This is a genomic window from Burkholderia stagnalis (assembly GCF_039848545.1).
GTDB lineage: Bacteria > Pseudomonadota > Gammaproteobacteria > Burkholderiales > Burkholderiaceae > Burkholderia > Burkholderia stagnalis.
Genome location: NZ_CP156685.1, coordinates 3444015 through 3465727 on the forward strand (window position 1 = coordinate 3444015; position 21713 = coordinate 3465727).

At 70.1% G+C, this 21713-nt stretch carries 15 protein-coding genes; 10 read left to right on the forward strand and 5 right to left on the reverse strand.

Annotated elements, in window-relative coordinates; genetic code table 11:
* Positions 1 to 81: 81 nt before the first annotated feature.
* Positions 82 to 2871 carry a bifunctional [glutamate--ammonia ligase]-adenylyl-L-tyrosine phosphorylase/[glutamate--ammonia-ligase] adenylyltransferase gene (gene glnE / locus ABFO07_RS16010; RefSeq protein WP_059987631.1) on the reverse strand — a complete coding sequence of 930 codons (2790 nt, stop codon included), beginning with the start codon at positions 2869 to 2871 and terminating at the stop codon, positions 82 to 84.
* A 183-nt stretch (positions 2872 to 3054) separates the two neighbouring features.
* On the opposite strand from glnE, the gene ABFO07_RS16015 reads away from it, so the two are divergent.
* The 4 genes from ABFO07_RS16015 (at position 3055) to aroG (ending at position 11166) form a co-directional block, all read left to right on the forward strand.
* Positions 3055 to 7254, forward strand: a complete 4200-nt coding sequence (locus ABFO07_RS16015) for a YhdP family protein (protein ID WP_347467899.1) — start codon at positions 3055 to 3057, stop codon at positions 7252 to 7254.
* 43 nt (positions 7255 to 7297) lie between these two features.
* The gene (locus ABFO07_RS16020; RefSeq protein WP_060351075.1) at positions 7298 to 8125 is read left to right on the forward strand and encodes a carbon-nitrogen hydrolase family protein; all 828 of its coding nucleotides are present in this window, start codon (positions 7298 to 7300) and stop codon (positions 8123 to 8125) included.
* Positions 8126 to 8230: 105 nt separating this feature from the next.
* A complete protein-coding gene (gene tldD, locus ABFO07_RS16025) occupies positions 8231 to 9697 on the forward strand; it encodes a metalloprotease TldD (RefSeq protein WP_059565235.1) in 1467 nt (488 codons plus the stop codon).
* Between the two features lie 395 nt (positions 9698 to 10092).
* Positions 10093 to 11166 carry a 3-deoxy-7-phosphoheptulonate synthase AroG gene (gene aroG, locus ABFO07_RS16030; RefSeq protein WP_017333248.1) on the forward strand — a complete coding sequence of 358 codons (1074 nt, stop codon included), beginning with the start codon at positions 10093 to 10095 and terminating at the stop codon, positions 11164 to 11166.
* Positions 11167 to 11273: 107 nt separating this feature from the next.
* On the opposite strand, the gene hmpA is transcribed toward aroG, so the two are convergent.
* A complete protein-coding gene (gene hmpA / locus ABFO07_RS16035) occupies positions 11274 to 12482 on the reverse strand; it encodes an NO-inducible flavohemoprotein (protein ID WP_060351074.1) in 1209 nt (402 codons plus the stop codon).
* Between the two features lie 118 nt (positions 12483 to 12600).
* On the reverse strand, positions 12601 to 13152 hold the full coding sequence (locus ABFO07_RS16040) for a cob(I)yrinic acid a,c-diamide adenosyltransferase (RefSeq protein WP_059920403.1): 552 nt from the start codon (positions 13150 to 13152) through the stop codon (positions 12601 to 12603).
* 270 nt (positions 13153 to 13422) lie between these two features.
* Here ABFO07_RS16040 and ABFO07_RS16045 point away from each other — a divergent pair, with 270 nt between their 5' ends.
* The 6 genes from ABFO07_RS16045 (at position 13423) to proC (ending at position 20421) form a co-directional block, all read left to right on the forward strand.
* Positions 13423 to 14832 (forward strand): FAD-binding oxidoreductase, encoded by a 1410-nt coding sequence (locus ABFO07_RS16045; RefSeq protein ID WP_059565232.1) that lies wholly within the window; start codon positions 13423 to 13425, stop codon positions 14830 to 14832.
* 16 nt (positions 14833 to 14848) lie between these two features.
* Complete coding sequence (locus tag ABFO07_RS16050) at positions 14849 to 16339, forward strand: FAD-linked oxidase C-terminal domain-containing protein (protein ID WP_060014137.1); 1491 nt, start codon at positions 14849 to 14851, stop codon at positions 16337 to 16339.
* 131 nt (positions 16340 to 16470) lie between these two features.
* Positions 16471 to 17559: a glycolate oxidase subunit GlcE gene (glcE, locus tag ABFO07_RS16055; protein WP_059565230.1), complete on the forward strand. Its 1089-nt coding sequence runs from the start codon at positions 16471 to 16473 to the stop codon at positions 17557 to 17559.
* Complete coding sequence (gene glcF, locus ABFO07_RS16060; RefSeq protein WP_347467904.1) at positions 17560 to 18786, forward strand: glycolate oxidase subunit GlcF; 1227 nt, start codon at positions 17560 to 17562, stop codon at positions 18784 to 18786.
* Positions 18787 to 18887: 101 nt separating this feature from the next.
* Positions 18888 to 19586: a YggS family pyridoxal phosphate-dependent enzyme gene (locus tag ABFO07_RS16065; protein WP_059565474.1), complete on the forward strand. Its 699-nt coding sequence runs from the start codon at positions 18888 to 18890 to the stop codon at positions 19584 to 19586.
* 22 nt (positions 19587 to 19608) lie between these two features.
* A complete protein-coding gene (gene proC, locus ABFO07_RS16070) occupies positions 19609 to 20421 on the forward strand; it encodes a pyrroline-5-carboxylate reductase (RefSeq protein ID WP_059882584.1) in 813 nt (270 codons plus the stop codon).
* Positions 20422 to 20515: 94 nt separating this feature from the next.
* Here the strand turns inward: proC and ubiA are convergent, their stop codons facing one another.
* Positions 20516 to 21379: a 4-hydroxybenzoate octaprenyltransferase gene (gene ubiA, locus ABFO07_RS16075; RefSeq protein ID WP_059987448.1), complete on the reverse strand. Its 864-nt coding sequence runs from the start codon at positions 21377 to 21379 to the stop codon at positions 20516 to 20518.
* 105 nt (positions 21380 to 21484) lie between these two features.
* The gene (locus ABFO07_RS16080) at positions 21485 to 21649 is read right to left on the reverse strand and encodes a hypothetical protein (RefSeq protein WP_167361361.1); all 165 of its coding nucleotides are present in this window, start codon (positions 21647 to 21649) and stop codon (positions 21485 to 21487) included.
* Positions 21650 to 21713 lie beyond the last annotated feature (64 nt).

Consider the following 21713-nt stretch of genomic DNA (forward strand, 5'->3'; position numbering starts at 1 on the left):
CCATCCCGCTCAAACAATCTCAAACGAATCTCAAAGCCGCGGCCGCGGTTCAGGCGGCCTGCGCGACTCCGCGTGCGACCGTCATGCCCCGCCGAACACGCGCGCCCACAGTGCGGCGACGGCCGCCCGCTCGTCGGCGACGACCGACGGATCGACCCGCGCCTTCTCCATCCCGTCGAGCCGCAGCTTGTGCTGCAGCTTCCGGTACGTGCGGTATGCCGCGCCGACGCGCTCGGCTTCCGCCTCGCTCATCAGCCCGAAGCGCGCGACCTCGCGCAGCAGCGCGATGTTGCCGGTGTTGCGAATCAGCTCCGGATCGCCCGATGCGTGCAGCAGCACCCAGTACTGGACGATGAACTCGATGTCCACCATCCCGCCCCGGTCATGCTTCAGGTCGAACAGCTCGCCGTGGTTCGGGTGGCCGGCGAACACCTTGTCGCGCATGTCGACGATCTCCTTCGCGAGCACGGCCGCGTCGCGCGGCATCGTCAGCACCTGCTGGCGGATCGCCTCGAACGCGGCGCCGATCTGCGCGTCGCCGGCGCTGTAGCGCGCCCGCGTCAGCGCCTGGTGCTCCCACACCCACGCGGTATTCGCCGCATCGCCCTCGCGCAGCTGGTAGCGGCGGAACGCGTCGAGATCGGTGACGAGCAGCCCGGCCTCGCCGTTCGGCCGCAGCCGCAGATCGATGTCGAACAGCGCGCCCGCGCCGGTGGCCGTCGTCAGCCACGTGATCAGCCGCCGCGTGAAGGTCGTGTAGACATCCGCGGAGCGCTCGTCCGGGTCGTCGTACAGGAAGATCAGGTCGAGATCGGACGCGTAGCCGAGTTCCTTGCCGCCGAGCTTGCCGTACGCGATCACCGCGAACTTGGGCACGTCGCGATGGCGCTTCGCGAGCTGCGACCAGACGACCTCGATCGTCACGTCGAGCACCGCGTCGGCCAGCTCGGACAGGCGGTCGCTGACATGCTCGACCGACAGCTGCCCCGCGAGATCGATCAGCAGGATGCGGAACACCTCCGCGTGCTGCGCGTGGCGCAGCAGGTCCATCTGCTGCTCGGGGCCGTCGGCGGCCGCGAGCCGCGCGCGCAGCGCAGCCTTGAATGCGGGCCAGTCGAACGGGCTTGCGATCGCCTCGTCGTCGAGCAGCTCGTCGAGCAATTGCGGGTGCCGGATCAGGTAGCCGCCGCCCCAGCGCGTCGCGCCGAGCACCGACAGCACGCGGTCGAGCGCCGCCGGGTACTCGGTCAGCAGCGCAAGATAGACGCCGCGCCGGCTCACCGTCTCGAGCAGGTCGAACAGCCGCACGATGGTGTCGTCGCGGTGCGCGGCGTCGATCCGCGGCGCCGCCTCGAGCGCGCGCTGCGCGACGCTGTCGAAGCGGTGCCGGCTCTTTTCCGCGAGGCCCGTGTAGCGCGACGAGCGCCAGACCGCGCGCAGGCGCGTCAGCACCGCGGCCGGATCGGCGAAGCCGAGGCTGGCCAGGCGGGCCGCCAGCGCATCGTCGTCCGCGCCGTCCTCGGCAAGCGCGCCGCTCCAGATCCACGCGGCCGCGCTGTCCTCGGCGCCGCCGCAGCCGGGCCCGCCGCCGGCCTTGTCCGCGAAGAGCTGGTCGAACTGCGCCTCGACGAAGGCCCGGTGGCCGTCGAGCGCCGCCATCAGCGCCGCATAGTCGGCGAAGCCGAGCGACGCGGCGAGCGCCGCGCGCTCGTCGGCGTCGACCGGCATCGCATGGGTTTGCGCGTCGTTGCGGTATTGCAGCCGGTGTTCGAGCGTGCGCAGGAAGTTGTACGCCTCGGTCAGCCGCGCCTGCACGTCGTCGCCGATCAGCCCGCGCGCCTGCGCGTGCTGGAGCACCGCGAGCGTCGGACGCACGCGGAAGCCGGCGTCCTGGCCGCCGCGGATCAGCTGGAACACCTGCGCGCTGAACTCGATCTCGCGAATCCCGCCGCGCCCGAGCTTGATGTCGTCGGCCTTGTCGGGGCGCATCGACGCGCGGCGCGCCGCCTCCTGGCGAATCTGCTGGTGCAGCGAGCGGATCGCGCCGATCACGCCGAAATCCAGATACCGCCGGTAGACGAACGGCTTGACGATCGCGTCGAGCTGCGCCGCGAGCCGCCGCGCCGCGTCGCTCTCGCCCTCCGACACGAGCCGGCCCTTGATCCACGCGTAGCGCTCCCACTCGCGGCCCTGCACGTAGAAGTATTCCTCGAGCATCCCGAGGCTGCAGACGAGCGGGCCGGAATCGCCGTTCGGGCGCAGCCGCATGTCGACCCGGAACACGTAGCCGTCGGCCGTCACCTCGGACAGCACGCCGATCAGGCGCCGGCCGAGCCGCGTGAAGTATTCCTGCGTCGACAGCGCCGCGCGGGTGCCGCCCGCCGTTTCGCCGTCGTCCTCGTAGACGAAGATCAGGTCGATGTCGGACGACACGTTCAGCTCGCGCCCGCCGAGCTTGCCCATCCCGACCACGCCGAGCACGACGCGCTGGCCGTCGGCGCCGCGCGGCTCACCGTACATCGCCTCGAGTTCGGCCGACAGCAGCGCGATCGCGCGCTGCACCGCGACCTCGGCGAGATCGGTCATCGCGCCCGTGACCTCGGCGACGTCGGCGAGCCCGCGCAGGTCGCGCTCGGCGACCGCGCCGAACACCTCGGCGCGCAGCTGGCGCAGCGCCTGCTTGAACTGGTCCTCGGTCGCTGCGCCGGCGGGCAGCGCGAGCAGCTCGGTGAGCCGCGCGTCGAGCTGCGCGCGGGCGAGCGGCGCGGCCGCCCACGCGGCGACGTGCGCGGCGAGCGCGGGGCGCGCGGCGGCCGCGCGTGCGAGGTAGCGGGAATAGGACGTGCTGATCAGGGCTGAAGCATCGGTCATCGAGAAGCGGGCCTTGCGCAAGGAACTCGGCGCGGCCGGGCGGATCGCATCGACTGCGCGACCGCCACGCCGCCGCGCGCCGGGAAGCCCGTGCCGCACCGCCGCAACGGCCGCCGGCACGAACCCGTGTGATACATTTCAACGTCAGTTCGCAAAGCTACCATACCGTCGCCCTTCCGCCGCATGTCCGACCGTCAGGAATCCGCCGTTGCAGTGCCCGATGCGGGACATCCGAAGCATGAGCATCCGGTGCTGCGCCGCGTGTTCAAGGTGACGCTGGCGGTCGGGCTCGGCACCTACTTCGTCGCGTCGGGCGCCTTCCTCGGGCTGCGCTACGTGCTGCTGCCCCGCATCGACGACTACCGCCCCGACATCGAGCGCTTCGTTTCCACCCGGCTGCATGCGCAGCTTTCGATCGGCAAGCTTTCCCCTCACTGGTCCGGCATGCAGCCGGGCGTCGAGGTCGCCGGGCTGACGATCCGCGGCCACGACGGCCGGGTGGCGCTGTCGGTGCCGCACGCGAGCGCCGCGCTGTCGTGGATGTCGCTGCTGCGCCTGAAGCCCGCGCTGTCGAGCCTGATCGTCGACCAGCCGGACCTCGTCGTCGAGCGCACCGCGGACGGCGCGCTGTTCATCGCCGGCATCGGCGTGCCGACCACCCATGGCGGCAACGATACGTTCAGCACCTGGCTGCTCAACCAGGAGGCGATCGTGCTGCGCGGCGGCACGCTGCGCTGGCGCGACGCGCGGCACGACGCGCCGGAACTCGCGCTGTCCGGCATCCGGCTCGCGGTGCTGAATAACGGCCGTGTCCACCGGGCGGCGCTGCAGGCACCCGCGAACGGCACGCTGCTGCGCGGCCCGCTGGATTTCCGCGCGCGCTTCACGCACAAGGCGCTCGCGCCGATCGGCAAGCCCGCGAACTGGACCGGCGACGCGTACCTGTCGACCGGCCCGGTCGACCTGCCGACGCTCGCCCGCTACGTGAACATGCCGCTCACGATGCACGCGGGCCAGATCGACAACGCGATCTGGGCGACCTTCCGCGACGGCCGGCTGCGCTCGGCGGGCGGCAAGCTGCAGGGCGCCGACGTCGCGCTGCGCGTGCGGCCGACCCAACCACGGCTCGACGTGCCGATCGCCCGCTTCGGCTGGGACCTGACGATGGACCCCGGCCACGACTACACGCTGCACCTGTCGCGCTTTCACGCCGAGCTGGGCCAGCCGCCGCTGCCGGACGGCACGCCGCTCGCCCGCTCGCTCGGGATGGCGACGCTCACCGCGCGCTACCGGGTGCCGTCCGCCGCACAGGGGCAGCTGATCAGCGTGACCGGCGACCGCGTCGATCTCGGCATCCTCAGCGAGTTCATCCGCGGACTGCCGCTGCCGGCCCACCTGCGCAACGAGCTGATCCGGGCCGACCCGCGCGGGATGGTGTCGAACTATCACATCGAGGTCGAGCGCGCGAAGCCCGCGCATGCCGAGCTCGCCGAGGAAGAGAAGCGCACCGGCGCCGCGCCGGTGATCCGCTACCGTTTCCTCGGCGACCTGCAGGGCATCAGCTTCGCCGCGCAGGAGCCGCCGCCCGGGCTGTCCGCGCGCGGCCATCCGCGCGCCGGCTGGCCGGGCATCGAGAACCTGTGGGGCCGCGTCGACGCGAACGAGACGGGCGGCACCGCGCATTTCGACACGGTCAACGCCGCGGTCACGGTGCCGGGCGAGTTCGACGACCCGCGCCTCACGTTCGACCGGCTGCGCGGCAATGCGAAATGGGTCGTCACCCCCGCACCGGGCGACAGGCACGCGCGCGTCGACGTGACGGTGCCCGATCTGCTCGTGTCGAACCCGGACGCCGAGATCGCGGTGTCGGGCAGCTACTCGAACCCCGGCCACGGGCGCGGCTCGCTCGACCTGCGCGCCGACTTCGCGCGCGCCGCCGTCGCCCGCATTCCGCGCTACCTGCCGACCGGCATGTCCGAGCACCTGCGCCAGTATCTCGGCCACGCGCTGCAGGCCGGGCAGGTCACCAAGGGCGCGTCGATCGTCGCGCGCGGCCCGCTCGAAACCTTCCCGTACGAGCACGAGCCGACCGCCGGCACATTCCGCATCGTCGCGCCGTTCACCGGCGGCCGCTTCGAGCCGACGCCGTTTCCACCGCACACGCTCGCGAACGGCACGCAGAGCGTGTGGCCCGCGCTCGACGGCATCGACGGCGTGTTCGAGATCGAGCAGAACAAGCTGCGCTTCGACATCGCGCGCGCGCACTACAAGCGCGTCGCGCTGACCAAGGTCACCGGGCGGATCGCGGATCTCGGCCGTCCGGCCACGACGCCGCTCGTGATCGAGGGGCATGCGAACGGCCCGCTCGCCGACCTGGTCGACTACGCGAACAACAGCTCGCTCGGCAGCATGAGCGGCCACGTCGGCGAGAAGATCGACGCGCAGGGGCCGGCGGCGCTTTCGCTCAAGCTGACGATTCCGCAGCATGCCGTGCACCAGCACACCACCGTCGAAGGCGCGCTCGCGTTCGGCGGCAATACGCTGTCGGCCGAAGGCGTGCCGCCGCTGTCCGCGCTGCGCGGCAGCGTGCGCTTCACGCAATCGGGCGCGGCGCTCGACAACCTCTCCGGCCGCTTCCTCGGCGGCCCGGTGCGCGCGAACGGCAACCTGACGGCGCACGGGCCGTATGCGGTCGACGTCGACGGCCGGTTCGCGCTCGACGCCGCGCGCGGGCTGAACCTGCACGGCCCGGCCGACGCGCTGCTCGAGCACGTGGCCGGCGACGCGCCGTACCGGATCGCCGTACGCGGCGCCCCCGGCCGCGCGCCCGCCATCACGGCCCGCTCCGACCTGACGGGCGTCGCGCTGAACTTCCCCGCGCCGTTCGCGAAACCCGCGGGCAAGCCGATGCCGTTCAGCTTCACGCTGCAGCCGACGCCGGCTGCCGGCGGCCGGCGCCTCGAGCACGCGGACCTGACGCTCGGGCCGATCGCCGCGAGCTACCTGCTCGACGCGACGCCCGGCGAGCCGCTGCGCGCGGTGCGCGGCGCGATGGGGATCCACCGGATGCCCGACGTGCCGCAGGACGGCGTGAGCGCGGCGGTCGACGTCGACGAGCTGGATGCCGACGCGTGGCTCGACCTCGCACGCTCGCTGCGCAACCCGCCGCGCACGCCGGAATCGCCGTCGGGCGCCGCGCGCGTCGACCTGGCCAGCTTCGTGCCGAAGCGCTTCGCGTTCCACTTCGGCACGCTGAAGCTGCTCAAGCGCAACTGGGAGAACGTGATCGTCGGCGCGTCGCACATCGACGAGCTGTGGCAGGCGAACGTCGCGTCGAACCAGGTGTCCGGCTACCTGTCGTGGGCGCCGGGCGACCACCCCAACGATCCGGGCGTGCTGAACGCGCGGCTCGCGAAGCTCGTGATTCCGCAGAGCGCCGAACACGATCTCGTCGGCCGCGCGATGAACCTGCCGACGCCGGCCGACCATACGATGCCGTCGATCGACCTGATCGTCGACGAGGTCGTCGCGCGCGGGCACGACATCGGCCGCCTGGTCGTCAACGCGCGCAACCTCGAGGAAGACGGCGTGCCGGTCTGGCAGCTCGACCGGCTGGAACTGTCGAACCCGGCGGCGAAGCTCACCGCGACCGCGAACTGGCGCACGTCGCGCCGGGCGCTCGCGCGCGGCAGCGACGAAGCGGACGCGCCGCGCCGCACCGTGTTCGACTTCAAGCTCGACATCGACAATGCCGGCGCGCTGCTCGACCGAGTCGGCCTGCCGCGCACGATCGCGGACGGCCACGGCACGCTGACCGGCAAGGTCGGCTGGCGCGGCGGCCCGACGGCGCTCGACTACCCGTCGCTGAACGGCCATCTCGCGCTCGACCTCGAACACGGCCAGATCCTGAAGGTCGATCCGGGCGCCGCGAAGCTGCTCGGCGTGCTGAGCCTGCAGAGCCTCGCGCGCTTCCTGACGCTCAACTTCCGCGACGTGGTCGGCAAGGGGCTGCCGTTCGAGAAGATCACGGGCACCGGCCAGATCACCAACGGCATCGCGCGCATCGGCGATTTCGAGATGACGACGCCGCCCGCGAAGGTCACGCTGAAAGGCTCGGTCGACCTCGGCGCGGAAACCCAAGACCTGCATGCGCACGTCGCGCCGAAGATCGGCGCCGGCACGGCGGCGATCGCGGCCGCGATCATCAACCCGCTGCTCGGCGTCGGGGTGCTGGCCGCGAACCTCGCGCTGTCCGAAACGCTGCAGCGGGCGTTCGCGATGGACTACACGATCAACGGTTCGTGGGCGCATCCGCACATCGAGCGGGTGCGGGGCGATCAGGGTAAGATGAACCGCGATGCGGGCGGCACGGCGAACCCGTGAGCCGCACGGGCCGCACCCCATTTATGACGCAACCGATTCCGCGATGACCGACCACGCCCTTTCCGCCACGCCCGTCCGGGTTGCCGCGCTGCAGATGGTGAGCACGCCGGACGTCGCGCGCAATCTCGCCGAAGCCCGCCGCCTGATCGCGGAGGCGGCCGGCGAAGGCGCGCAGCTCGTGCTGCTGCCCGAGTACTTCTGCTTCATGGGGCACCAGGAGACCGACAAGCTCGCGCTCGCCGAGTCGTACCAGGACGGCCCGATCCAGCAGTTCCTCGCCGACGCGGCACGCCGCCACCGCATCTGGGTGATCGGCGGCACGCTGCCGCTGAAGGCGCCCGAGGCGAACCGCGTGCTGAACACGACGCTCGTGTTCGATCCGGACGGCCGCGAAGCGGCGCGCTACGACAAGATCCACCTGTTCAACTTCGAGAAGGGTGACGAATCGTTCGACGAGGCGCGCACGATCCGCCCCGGCGATACGGTCGTCACGTTCGACGCGCCGTTCGGCCGCGTCGGACTGTCGGTCTGTTACGATCTTCGCTTTCCGGAGCTGTACCGCAAGATGGGCGACTGCGCGCTCGTCGTGGTGCCGTCGGCATTCACCTACACCACCGGCCGCGCGCACTGGGAAACGCTGCTGCGCGCGCGGGCGGTCGAAAATCAATGCTACGTGCTCGCGGCCGCGCAGGGCGGCAAGCACGAGAACGGCCGGCGCACCTGGGGCCACAGCATGCTGGTCGACCCGTGGGGCGAGATCGTCGCGGAGCGCGCCGAGGGCGCGAGCGTCGTGACCGGCACGCTCGACCCGCAGCGCATCGCCGACGTGCGCCAGAGCCTGCCCGCGTGGCGGCACCGCGTGCTCGGCTGACCGGCCGCCCGCCCTGCCCCCTTGAAACCCGGCCCGCGCGAACCATCTGCCCGATACGCACCCGATTCGGCACCCGACAACTTTTTGAGAAACCCCGATATCCGCATGAACATCATCGAACCCGGCATCCGCAACCTGGCGCTGGCGAAGGACATCCTGCTCACGCCCTACGGCCTCGACGAGAGCCTCCTGACGCGCACGATCGCCGACATCTTCACGCATCGCGTCGACTACGCGGACCTGTACTTCCAGGCGACCCGCAGCGAAGCGTGGAGTCTCGAGGAAGGCATCGTCAAATCGGGCAGTTTCAGCATCGATCAGGGCGTCGGCGTGCGTGCGGTCGCGGGCGACCGCACCGCGTTCGCATACTCGGACGACCTGTCGCCGGAAGCGATCGCGCAGGCGGCCGCGGCCACCAAGGCGATCGCGGCCGCGGGCGGCGGCCGCCAGAAGGTCAAGGCGGCAACGTCGCTGAAGGGCATCTCGGGCCGCGACCTGTACCTGCCGTCCGATCCGCTCGCGTCGCTCGACGCGACGGCCAAGGTCAAGCTGCTCGAGCGCATCGAGCAGATGGCGCGCGGCCGCGACCCGCGCATCACGCAGGTGATGGCGGGCCTCGCCGGCGAATACGACGTCGTGCTGGTCGCGCGCAGCGACGGCGCGCTCGCGGCGGACATCCGCCCGCTCGTGCGCGTGTCGGTGACGGTGATCGCCGAGCAGAACGGCCGCCGCGAGATCGGCAGCGGCGGCGGCGGCGGCCGCTTCGACTACGGCTACTTCACCGATGAAGTCCTGTCGCGCTACGTCGACGACGCGGTGCACGCGGCGCTCGTGAACCTCGACGCGCGCCCCGCGCCGGCCGGCGCGATGACGGTCGTGCTCGGGCCGGGCTGGCCGGGCGTGCTGCTGCACGAGGCGATCGGCCACGGCCTCGAGGGCGACTTCAACCGCAAGGGTTCGTCGGCGTTCGCGGGCCGGATCGGCGAGCAGGTCGCCGCGAAGGGCGTCACCGTCGTTGACGACGGCACGCTGCCGAACCGCCGCGGCTCGCTGAACATCGACGACGAGGGCAACCCGACGCAGTGCACGACGCTGATCGAGGACGGCATCCTGAAGGGCTACATCCAGGACACGCTGAACGCGCGCCTGATGAAGATGCCCGTCACCGGCAACGCGCGGCGCGAATCGTACGCGGCGCTGCCGATGCCGCGCATGACCAACACCTACATGCTGAACGGCGACAAGGATCCGCAGGAAATCATCGCATCGGTGAAGAACGGCCTGTACGCGGTGAACTTCGGCGGCGGCCAGGTCGACATCACGAACGGCAAGTTCGTGTTCTCGGCATCCGAGGCATACATGATCGAGAACGGCAAGATCACCTACCCGGTGAAGGGCGCGACGCTGATCGGCAGCGGCCCGGAATCGCTGAAGTACGTGAGCATGATCGGCAACGACATGTCGCTCGACACCGGTGTCGGCGTGTGCGGCAAGGAAGGCCAGAGCGTGCCGGTCGGCGTCGGCCAGCCGACCCTGCGGATCGACAAGATGACGGTCGGCGGCACGGCATAACCGCGTCGCGGCGCAGACAATCCGCGCATTTCTCGAAAAATGCGCGGATTGTCCGCATTTTCGACACCCCCCGGTTGCCAGCCGACCGGGGACGGGGTATAAATTCCGAATCAACTTTTTTGACGAATCCAATCTCCGTCATGTCCGCCAAGTTTTACTTTTACTTTTTCTGGCATCTCAGACCGCTGGCGGATCGAGAGGGTTGATGGCGCGTGAAGCGCAACCAAAATTCCCGAAAAAACCGCCGGCGAACCCGGCGGTTTTTTTTCGCCCTTCGCCACCCGGCCAGCGCTGCAGCCGCACGGCAGCCCCGGCCGAACCAACCGAATCGCCTGAATTGATGAATCTGCCGCACGCTCATTGACCGCACGGCCCCCCGAACGAGGAGAAACAGCATGCCCCCGCACAATACCGACGACGTCCGAATCCGCGAGCTCAAGGAGCTGACGCCGCCCGCCCACCTGATCCGTGAATTCGCGTGCTCCGAAGCCGCGTCCGAGCTGATCTACAACGCGCGGCAGTCGATGCACCGGATCCTGCACGGGATGGACGACCGCCTGATCGTCGTGATCGGGCCGTGCTCGATCCACGACACGAAGGCGGCGCTCGAGTATGCGGGGCGGCTCGTCAAGGAGCGCGAGCGCTTCGGCAACGAACTCGAGATCGTGATGCGCGTGTACTTCGAGAAGCCGCGCACGACGGTCGGCTGGAAGGGGCTGATCAACGATCCGCACCTCGACAACAGCTTCAAGATCAACGAAGGGCTGCGCACCGCGCGTGAGCTGCTGCTGCACATCAACGAGATGGGGCTGCCGGCCGCGACCGAATACCTCGACATGATCAGCCCGCAGTACATCGCCGACCTGATCTCGTGGGGCGCGATCGGCGCGCGCACGACCGAATCGCAAGTGCACCGCGAGCTGGCGTCGGGGCTGTCGTGCCCGGTCGGCTTCAAGAACGGCACCGACGGCAACGTGAAGATCGCGGTCGACGCGATCAAGGCCGCGTCGCAGCCGCACCATTTCCTGTCGGTGACGAAGGGCGGCCACTCGGCGATCGTGTCGACGGCCGGCAACGAGGATTGCCACGTGATCCTGCGCGGCGGCAAGACGCCGAACTACGACGCGGACAGCGTGAACGCCGCATGCGCGGACATCGGCAAGGCCGGCCTCGCCGCGCGCCTGATGATCGACGCGAGCCACGCGAACAGCTCGAAGAAGCACGAGAACCAGATCCCGGTGTGCGCTGACATCGGCCGCCAGATCGCGGCGGGCGACGAGCGGATCGTCGGCGTGATGATCGAGTCGCACCTCGTCGAAGGCCGTCAGGACCTGAAGGAAGGCTGCCCGCTGACTTACGGCCAGAGCATCACCGATGCGTGCATCGCGTGGGAAGACAGCGTGAAAGTGCTCGAAGGCCTCGCGGAATCGGTCAAGGCGCGGCGCGTGGCGCGCGGCAGCGGGAACTGAATCGGCACGGGCGGCGGCGGCGCGCGCCGCCCGCCCCTCGGCTCGATCGATGAAAAAACCCGGCGCGTGCCGGGTTTTTCCGTTCCTGGGGATGAAGCGTCAACGCGTCACTCGAGCGCGCCCGAGCCGAAAATCTCGGTATTGATGCGCTCGGGCGCGACGCCCAGTGCGACCAGCGCATCGCGCTGCGCCTTCATGAACCCGACCGGGCCGCAGATGTAATAGTCGGCGTCCGGCACCAGCGCGTATTGCTTCACGCGCTCCGGCGCGAGCCGGCCTTCGAGGTCGTGGTCGACACCCACGCGGTCGTTCGGCCCGACCAGTTCGTACAGCACCGTCCGCTTGACGTTCGCGTGTTCGCGCACGGCGTCGTTCAGCCAGTCGCGAAACGCGTGCACCGCCCCCGATCGGCAGGCGTGGATGAAGCGCACATCGCGCTTGCTGCCCTCTGCTATCAGCGTCGACGCCATCGACACCATCGGCGTGAGGCCGACGCCGCCGGAAATCAGCACGACCGGCGTCTCGACGCCGCGCTTCAGCGAGAACTCGCCCATCGGCGCGGTCACCTCGACGATCGCGCCCTCCTCCACGCCGTCATGCATCAGCGTCGACACCTTGCCCGCCGGGATCGCTTCCGGCCGGCCCGCCTCGCGCTTCACCGAGATGCGCAGCCACTTGCCGTGCGGCGCATCGGACAGGCTGTACTGGCGCGGCTGGTCGACCCCGAGGTCGCCGACGAAGCGCTTCACCGTCACGTACTGGCCCGGCTCGAATTTCGCTGCTTCACCGCCATCCGCCGGCGTCAGGTAGAACGACGTGATCTCGTCGCTCTCGCGCACCTTGCGCGCCACCCTGAACGGCCGGAAACCGCTCCATGCCGCGCCGGCATACAGGTCCGCCTCGGCGCCGATCAGGATCTGCGCGAGCTGGCCGTATGCGACGCGCCACGCTTCGAGCGTGTCCGCGTCGACCGCGTCGCCGAGCACCTCGACGATCGACGCGAGCAGGTTCTCGCCGACGATCGGGTAATGCTCGGGGCGGATGTTCAGGCTCGCATGCTTGTGCGCGATGTGCGACACGGCACCGCCGAGCGCGCCCAGATTGTCGATGTTCGCCGCGTACGCATAGACCGCCTTCGCGAGCGTTTCCGGCTGGCTGCCGGTTTTCTGGTGCGTCTGGTTGAACAGGTTCTTCAGTTCCGGATGACGCGCGAACATGCGCTGATAGAAGTGCTTCGTGATCGTCGCGCCATGCACGGCGAGGACGGGGGCGGTGGCCTTCACACGGGCCATCTGGTCGGCGGTAATGTGGGTCATGCTCGTTCTCCGTTAAACATGCTCATAAGATACATTTTTAAAGTCGCGGGCAGACTCAGGCAAATTGTCGCAGTCCCTTGATAGGGGGCGGCTTACAAAAACTGGCGCCAGGCGGCGCTCACGTCGCGCGGCCGCGTTGCCACAACACGTCCGCGCCGCCGTCCGCGCGGTTCAGCACGCGGGCCAGCACGAACAGCAGGTCGGACAGCCGGTTCACGTACCGGCGCGGTGTCTCGTGCAGCGTCTCGACGCGGCCCAGCGCGACGATCGCGCGCTCCGCGCGGCGGCACACGGTCCGGCTCACGTGCGCGAGCGACGCCGCGCGCGAGCCGGCCGGCAGGATGAATTCCTTCAGCGGCGGCAGTGTTGCGTTGTAGTCGGCGAGCCACTGGTCGAGGCGCGCGAGGTGCGTGTCGTCGATCACCGTGTGGCCGGGGATGCACAGCTCGCCGCCCAGGTCGAACAGGTCGTGCTGGATCGTGACGAGCGCCGCGCGCACGTCGTCGGGCAGCGGCTCGGCGAGCAGCACGCCGAGGGTCGAATTCAGTTCGTCGACGTCGCCGATCGCGGCGATCCGCACGTCGTCCTTGCCGACGCGCCGTCCGTCGCCGAGGCCCGTGGTGCCATCGTCGCCGGTGCGCGTGGCGATCTTGCTCAAGCGGTTGCCCATGCGGAGTCCTCTGTCGATCGGCCGCGACGCGGCCCGGGGTTGCACTGGAAGCCGATTATCGCAGCCCGCGGCACGGCTCGCAGCTGGTGTTACAGCGTAGAATGACCCCAAAACCGCATCGCCGCGGCACCCGCCCGACAGGCCGGCCAGCCCGTTCGGGCTGGATGAAGCCGGGGCGGCAGCCGCCGCGGCATCGGCCCCGGCCGACACCGCCCTGCATGGGATCCGGGCCAGCGCCGCGCGCCCCCCGGGTCGACAAAGGAGACTTGCGTGAATCACCCCGCCCCGCCGGCCAGCTCGCGCCGCCCGCTTCCCCCCGCCCTGCTCGATGCGCTGCGCGCCGCCTTCGGCGAGCGCGTGTCGACGGCCGAGGCGGTGCGCGCGCATCACGGCCGCGACGAATCGCCGTTCGACCCGCAGCTGCCCGACGCGGTCGTGTTTGCGCACAGCGCCGACGACGTCCGGCAGGTCGTGTCGCTCTGCGCGCTCTATGGCGTCCCGCTGATCCCGTACGGCGCAGGCTCGTCGCTCGAAGGTCACCTGCTCGCGGTGCGCGGCGGCGTGTCGCTCGACCTGTCCGAAATGAACCGCGTGCTGTCGATCGACGCGGAAGACCTCACCGTGACGGTCGAACCGGGCATCACGCGCAAGGCGCTCAACGAAGCGCTGCGCGACACCGGCCTGTTCTTCCCGATCGATCCCGGCGCCGACGCGAGCATCGGCGGCATGACCGCGACCCGCGCGTCCGGCACCAACGCCGTGCGCTACGGGACGATGCGCGAGAACGTGCTGGGCCTGACTGCGGTGCTCGCCGACGGCCGCACGGTGAAGACCGGCTCGCGCGCGCGCAAGTCGTCGGCCGGCTACGACCTCACGCGGCTGTTCGTCGGCTCCGAAGGCACGCTCGGCGTGATCACCGAGATCACGCTGCGCCTGCATCCGCAGCCGGAAGCCGTGTCGGCCGCGATCTGCACGTTCCCGTCGATGGGCGACGCGGTGCGCACCGTGATCGAGACGATCCAGATCGGCGTGCCGATCGCGCGCGTCGAGTTCGTCGATTCGCTCGCGATCCGCTCGATCAACCGCCACTCGAACCTGACGCTCGCCGAGGCGCCGACGCTGTTCTTCGAATTCCACGGCACCGAAGCCGGCGTGAAGGAGCAGGCGGAGCTGGTCGAGGCGCTGGCCGGCGAAAACCACGGCCAGGGCTTCGAATGGGCGACCCGGCCCGAGGATCGCAGCCGGCTTTGGGCCGCGCGCCACAACGCGTTCTTCGCGATGCTGCAGCTGAAGCCGGGCTGCCGCGCGGTGACGACCGACGTCTGCGTGCCGATCTCGCAGCTCGCCGCGTGCGTCGAGGAAACCGAAACCGACCTGCGCGCGTCGTCGCTGCCGTGCCCGATCGTCGGCCATGTCGGCGACGGCAATTTCCACGTCGCGATCCTGATCGATCCCGACAAGCCGGAGGAACTCGACGAGGCGGAACGCATCAACGAACGGATCGTCGAGCGCGCGCTGCGGATGGGCGGCACCTGCACGGGCGAGCACGGCGTCGGCCTGCACAAGATGCGCTTCCTGCCGCAGGAACATGGCGACGACGCGATCGACACGATGCGTGCGATCAAGCTCGCGCTCGACCCGCGCAACCTGATGAATCCCGGCAAGATCTTCACGTGCTGACCACGCAGGAGACTTCATGAACGCCCCCGAACTGTCGGCGGAGATGCGCGCGCAGCGCCAGCGCGAAGTGGTGCAGGCGCTGATGGCCGTGCTGCCGACGCATTGCCTGCTGTATCGCGAGGAGGACACCGCGCCGTACGAGTGCGACGGCCTGTCCGCGTACCGGCGCCTGCCGCTCGCGGTCGCGCTGCCCGAGACGGAATCGCAGGTGCAGCGCATCGTGCAGATCTGCCGCCGGATGGAGGTGCCGATCGTGCCGCGCGGCGCGGGCACGAGCCTGTCGGGCGGCGCGCTGCCGATCTCGCTCGGCGTCGTGCTGTCGCTCGCGCGCTTCACGCGCGTCGTCGAAGTCGACCCGTACGCGCGCACGGCGACCGTGCAGCCCGGCGTGCGCAATCTCGCGATTTCCGAGGCCGCCGCGCCGTATGGCCTGTACTACGCGCCGGACCCTTCGTCGCAGATCGCCTGCACGATCGGCGGCAACGTCGCCGAAAACTCGGGCGGCGTGCATTGCCTCAAGTACGGGCTGACCGTGCACAACGTGATGCGCGTGCGCGCGGTGACGATCGACGGCGAGATCGTCGAATTCGGCTCGCTCTCGCTCGACACGCCGGGCCTCGACCTGCTCGCGGTGACGATCGGCAGCGAGGGGATGTTCGTGATCGTCACCGAGGTCACGGTGAAGCTGATCCCGAAGCCGCAGACGGCACAGCTCGTGATGGCGAGCTTCGACGACGTGGTCAAGGGCGGCGAGGCGGTCGCGGCGATCATCGCGTCGGGCATCATCCCCGCCGGCCTCGAGATGATGGACAAGCCGGCGACGCAGGCGGTCGAGGCGTTCACGCATGCGGGCTACGACGTCGACGCGAAGGCGATCCTGCTGTGCGAATCGGACGGCACGCCCGAGGAAGTCGCCGAGGAAATCGTGCGGATGACCGCGGTGCTGCGCGAGCACGGCGCGACGCGCATCCAGGTGTCGCGCAACGAGAGCGAGCGGCTGCGCTTCTGGTCCGGCCGCAAGAACGCGTTCCCGGCCGCCGGGCGGATTTCGCCCGACTATTACTGCATGGACGGCACCGTGCCGCGCCGCGCGATCGGCCCGCTGCTCGCGCGCATCGAGCAGCTCGAGCTGCGCTACGGGATGCGCTGCATCAACGTGTTCCATGCGGGCGACGGCAACATGCATCCGCTGATCCTCTACAACGCGAACAACCCGGACGAGCTGCACCGCGCCGAGCTGTTCGGCGCGGAAATCCTCGAATGCTGCGTGGAATTCGGCGGCACGGTGACGGGCGAGCACGGCGTGGGCGTCGAGAAGCTCAATTCGATGTGCGTGCAGTTTTCGCCGCAGGAGCGCGATGCGTTCTTCGCGGTCAAGCGCGCGTTCGATCCGCCCGGGCTGCTCAATCCGGACAAGGGCATTCCGACGCGGGCGCGCTGCGCCGAATACGGCCGCCAGCACGTGCGCGGCGCGCTGCTGCCGCACCCCGATCTGCCGCGCTTCTGACCGCCGCGCCCGGCGGACGCGGCGCGTTTCATCCGTGAACCGGGGTAAACAGACCCTAGGGATAGTCGCGATGTGGATTCGCGCCGCCCCGGTACAATCGATCGGACAACGACACGGGACAACAACCGATCATGGAAGAGGACGACATCGTTGCCGGATGGGCCGAGCGCATTCGCGCCGCCAGTGCCGACGGCCGCCCGCTGCGGATTCGCGGCGGCGGCACCAAGGACTGGTACGGCCAGGCGCTCGAGGGCGAGGTACTCGACACGCGCGCGTATCACGGCATCGTGTCGTACGACCCGGCCGAGCTCGTCGTCACGGTCCGCGCGGGCACGCCGCTCACGCAACTCGAAACCGTCCTCGGCGAACGCGGCCAGATGCTGCCGTTCGAGCCCCCCCACTTCGGCCGCGCGGCCACCGTCGGCGGCTGCATCGGCGCCGGCCTCGCGGGCCCGCGCCGCGCGACGTGCGGCGCGCCGCGCGATTTCGTGCTGGGCGTCGCGCTGATGAACGGCCGCGGCGAGGTGCTGCGCTTCGGCGGGCAGGTCGTGAAGAACGTGGCCGGCTACGACGTGTCGCGGCTGATGGCCGGCTCGCTCGGCACGCTCGGGCTGATGCTCGAGCTGTCGATCAAGGTGCTGCCGGTGCCGGTCGCCGAGATCACGCTGAAGTTCGAGATGAGCGCGACCGACGCCGTGCGCAAGCTCAACGAATGGGGCGGCCACCCGCTGCCCGTCAGCGCGAGCGCGTGGCGCAACGGCACGCTCGTGCTGCGCCTGTCGGGCGCGGAGGCCGCGGTCAAGGCCGCGAAGACGCTGCTCGGCGGCGAAGTCGTCGACGCGGTCGAGGCGGAGCGCTTCTGGGCCGGCCTGCGCGAGCACACCGATCCGTTCTTCAACGGCATTCCGCCGGGCTTTGCGCTGTGGCGCCTGTCGCTGCCGAGCATCACCGAGCCGATGCACCTGCCGGGCACCCAGCTGATGGAATGGGGCGGCGCGCAGCGCTGGTGGATCACCGACGCCGATGCGCAAACCGTGCGCATGAGCGCGAAACAGGCGGGCGGCCATGCGACGCTGTTTCGCGCGGGCGAATCGTACGACCGCAGCGCCGGCGTATTCACGCCGCTCCCCGCGCCGCTGATGAAAATCCACCGCGGGCTGAAGACGGCGTTCGACCCGGCGCGCATCTTCAACCGCGGCCGGCTCTACCCCGATCTCTAAATGCAGACGAACCTCGCCGATTTCATCCGCAATACGCCCGACGGCGACGAAGCCGACGCGATCCTGCGCAAGTGCGTGCACTGCGGGTTTTGCACCGCGACGTGCCCGACCTACCAGCTGCTCGGCGACGAGCTCGACGGCCCGCGCGGCCGCATCTACCTGATCAAGCAGATGGTCGAAGGCGCGCCGGTGACGCGCAGCACGCAGCAGCATCTCGACCGCTGCCTCACGTGCCGCAGCTGCGAGACCACCTGCCCGTCGGGCGTCGAGTACGGCCGGCTCGTCGAGATCGGCCGCAAGCACGTCGAGGCGCAGGTGCGGCGCCCCGTGTCGCAGCGGCTCGTGCGCCGCGCGCTCGCGAGCTTCGTGCCGAACAGCGCGCTGTTCTCGCCGGTGATGCGGCTCGGCCAGCACGTGCGGGCGCTGCTGCCGAAGCGCCTGCGCGACAAGGTGCCGCCGCGCACCCGGCTGCTCGAATGGCCGCACCGCACCCATCCCCGCAAGATGCTGATGCTGGCCGGCTGCGTGCAGCCGTCGATGCTGCCGAACATCAACATCGCCACCGCGCGCGTGCTCGACGCGCTCGGCGTCGAGACCGTCGTCGCGCCCGAGGCCGGCTGCTGCGGCGCGATCCGGCTGCACCTGAACTATCACGACGAAGCACTCGACGACGCGCGCCGCAACATCGACGCGTGGTGGCCGTACGTCGAGCAGGGCATCGAGGCGATCGTGATGAACGCGTCCGGCTGCGGCGCGACGGTGCTCGAATACGCGCACCTGCTGCGCGACGACCCGGCCTACGCGGAGAAAGCGCAGCGCATCGTCACGCTGACGCGCGACGTGTCCGACGTGCTGCTCGCGTTCGAGGCCGAGCTCGCGACGCTCGCGCGGCGCCGTGCGATTCACACGGTCGCCTACCATCCGCCGTGCACGCTGCAGCACGGCCAGCAGTCGCGCGGCAAGGTCGAGCGGCTGCTCGAGACGCTCGGCATCGACGTGCGCCTGCCCGCCGACAGCCACCTGTGCTGCGGCTCGGCCGGCACCTACTCGCTGACGCAGCCGTCGCTGTCGTACAAGCTGCGCAAGCAGAAGCTCGCGAAGCTGCAGGCGCTCGAGCCGCAGATGATCGTCTCCGCGAACGTCGGCTGCATCGCGCACCTGCAGAGCGGCACCCAGATACCGGTCGCGCACTGGGTCCAGCTCGTCGAGCACCTGCTGTACGGTTGAACCCGCCGCACGGCCGGGCGCATCGCGTCCGTATAATGGAGCGCAACGAAGCGCCGCGTGCCGGCGGCGCCACCGCTCCCGTGCCTGCTTTCGTGCCCGTCATGTCCGATCTCGCCGCCCGCCTCGATTCCGTCCACCACCGCATCGCCGACGCCGCCCGCGCGGCCGGCCGCGACCCCGCTTCCGTCACGCTGCTCGCCGTGTCGAAGACGTTCCCCGCCGATGCGGTGCGCGCCGCGCATGCGGCCGGCCAGCGCGCATTCGGCGAAAACTACGTGCAGGAGTCGATCGACAAGATCGATACGCTCGCCGACCTGCGCGCCGAACTCGAATGGCATTTCATCGGGCCGCTGCAATCGAACAAGACGCGCGCCGTCGCCGAGCGCTTCGACTGGGTCCATTCGGTCGACCGGCTGAAGATCGCGCAGCGGCTCGCCGAGCAGCGCCCCGCGCACCTGCCGCCGCTGAACGTGTGCGTGCAGGTCAACATCAGCGGCGAGGCGTCCAAGAGCGGCGTCGCGCCGGCCGACGTGGCCGACGTCGCGCGCGCGGTGGCCGCGTTGCCGTCGCTGCGGCTGCGCGGCCTGATGGCGATTCCCGAACCGGCCGACGACGCCGACGCGCAACGCGCGCCGCATCGCGCGCTGCGCGCGCTGTTCGATACGCTGCGCGCTGGCGGGCTGCCGCTCGACACGTTGTCGATGGGCATGTCCGCCGATCTCGACGCGGCCGTGCTCGAAGGCGCGACGATCGTGCGGGTCGGCACCGCGATCTTCGGCGCGCGCGACTATTCCCATTGATCCACTTCTCATTTCCGACATCATGAAGATTGCATTCATCGGCGGCGGCAACATGGCCGCGGCACTGATCGGCGGCCTCGTCAAGCGCGGCGTCGCCGCGAGCGGCCTGTACGCGATCGACGTCAACGAAGACGCCCGCGCGCGCACCGCGCAGCAATTCGGCATCCGCACCGGCGCGGCAATCGACGCGACGCTCGCGGAATACGACGCGATCGTGCTCGCGGTCAAGCCGCAGGTGCTGAAGGACGTCGCGCAGGCACTCGCGCCGCACCTGAAGACCCAGCTCGTGATCAGCATCGCGGCGGGCATCCGCGGCACGGACCTCGCGCGCTGGCTCGGCGATTACGCGCGCGTCGTGCGCACGATGCCGAACACGCCGGCGCTGGTCGGCATGGGCGTGACGGGCCTCGCCGCGCTGCCGGGCGTCGATGCGGCAGGCCGCGAACTCGCAGCGGGCGTGCTCGGCGCGGTCGGCGAGATCGTCTGGTTCGACGACGAATCGCAGCTCGACGCGGTCACCGCGATCTCGGGCAGCGGCCCCGCGTACGTGTTCTATTTCATCGAGGCGCTGCAGGAAGCGGCGCGCCGCCTCGGGCTGAACGACGAGCAGGGCCGCGCGCTCGCGGTCGCGACGTTCACGGGCGCCGCGCAGCTCGCCGCGCAATCCGGCGAGCCGGCCGGCGTGCTGCGCGAGCGGGTGACGTCGAAGGGCGGCACGACGGCCGCCGCGCTCGCGTCGTTCGATGCGCAGGGCGTGAAGGAGGCGATCGTGCGCGGCGTGCTCGCGGCCGATGCGCGCGCGAAGGAAATGGGCGACGAACTCGGGCGCGCGTAAGCGATCGCCAACCGTTCGCGCAACAAAAAAGCGGCCAGCCGGCCGCTTTTCTATTTCCGGCAAGGGCAAACCGCCCTCACCGCGATGCCGGCCCTCACAATCCGGCCACCGCGTAATGCGCGGCGATCCCGGCGAACAGCACGCCGCCGAGCCAGTTGTTGTGCCGGAACGCGGCAAAGCACGGCATCCGTTCGCGATCCTTGATCAGCGTGTAGTGATACACCGCGCAGCCGGCCGCGGCCGCCCACCCTGCCCAGTACACGAGGCCGAAGCCGAGCGTCGCGCCGATCCACGCGTAGATGCCGAGCGTCGCCGCGTAGCAGGCCATCACCGCCGCGACGTCGAAGCGGCCGAACGTCAGCGCCGACGTGCGGATGCCGATCTTGATGTCGTCGTCGCGGTCGACCATCGCGTATTCGGTGTCATAGGCGACCGACCAGAACACGTTCGCGACCAGCATGATCCATGCGAGCATCGGCACCGTGTCCTGCACGGCCGCGAACGCCATCGGGATGCCGAAGCCGAACGCGATGCCCAGGTACGCCTGCGGAATCGCGAAGAAGCGCTTCATGAACGGATAGGTGCCCGCGACGATCACCGCGACCACCGACAGCTCTTTCGTCAGCGTATTGAGCGGCAGGATCAGCAGGAACGCGACGAGCGTCAGCCCGAGCGCGATCGCGATCGCTTCCCACGCCTGGATCTTGCCGGAGGTCAGCGGACGGTCGGCCGTGCGCTTCACGTGGCGGTCGAAGTCGCGGTCCGCATAATCGTTCATCGCGCAGCCGGCCGAGCGCATCAGCAGCGTGCCGAGCGCGAAGATCGCCACCAGCGACCAGCGCGGGCGGCCGTCCGACGCGATCCACAGCGCGTTGAGCGTCGGCCAGAGCAGCAGCAGGCTGCCGATCGGCTTGTCCATCCGGACGAGCCGCAGGTACAGGGGAAAGCGGGCGAACATGGAAAGCACCGGGAGGATAACCCCGGCATTTTAGAGCCGGGCAGCGCTTCGCGTCATGTCGAGGCGGTTTGCGCCGGGCGCCGCTTCGCGGACGGGCCCGCGCGTTCAGCCGCCCGCGCCGGCGGCCAGGCCATGCAGCGCCTGCGCGACCAGCACGGCCGCGCCGCTGCCCACGATCGCGAATCCGGCGAACCGCCGCAGCACCGCGGCCGGTGCGCGCTTCACGGGCGCCGCGAACGCGTCGCGCATGTCCAGGATCATCTGCGTCATGATCGTCTCTCCTTCAAGCAAAACCTGCCTGCCAGACAGGAACGGCCGGTCGCGCGACCGGCCG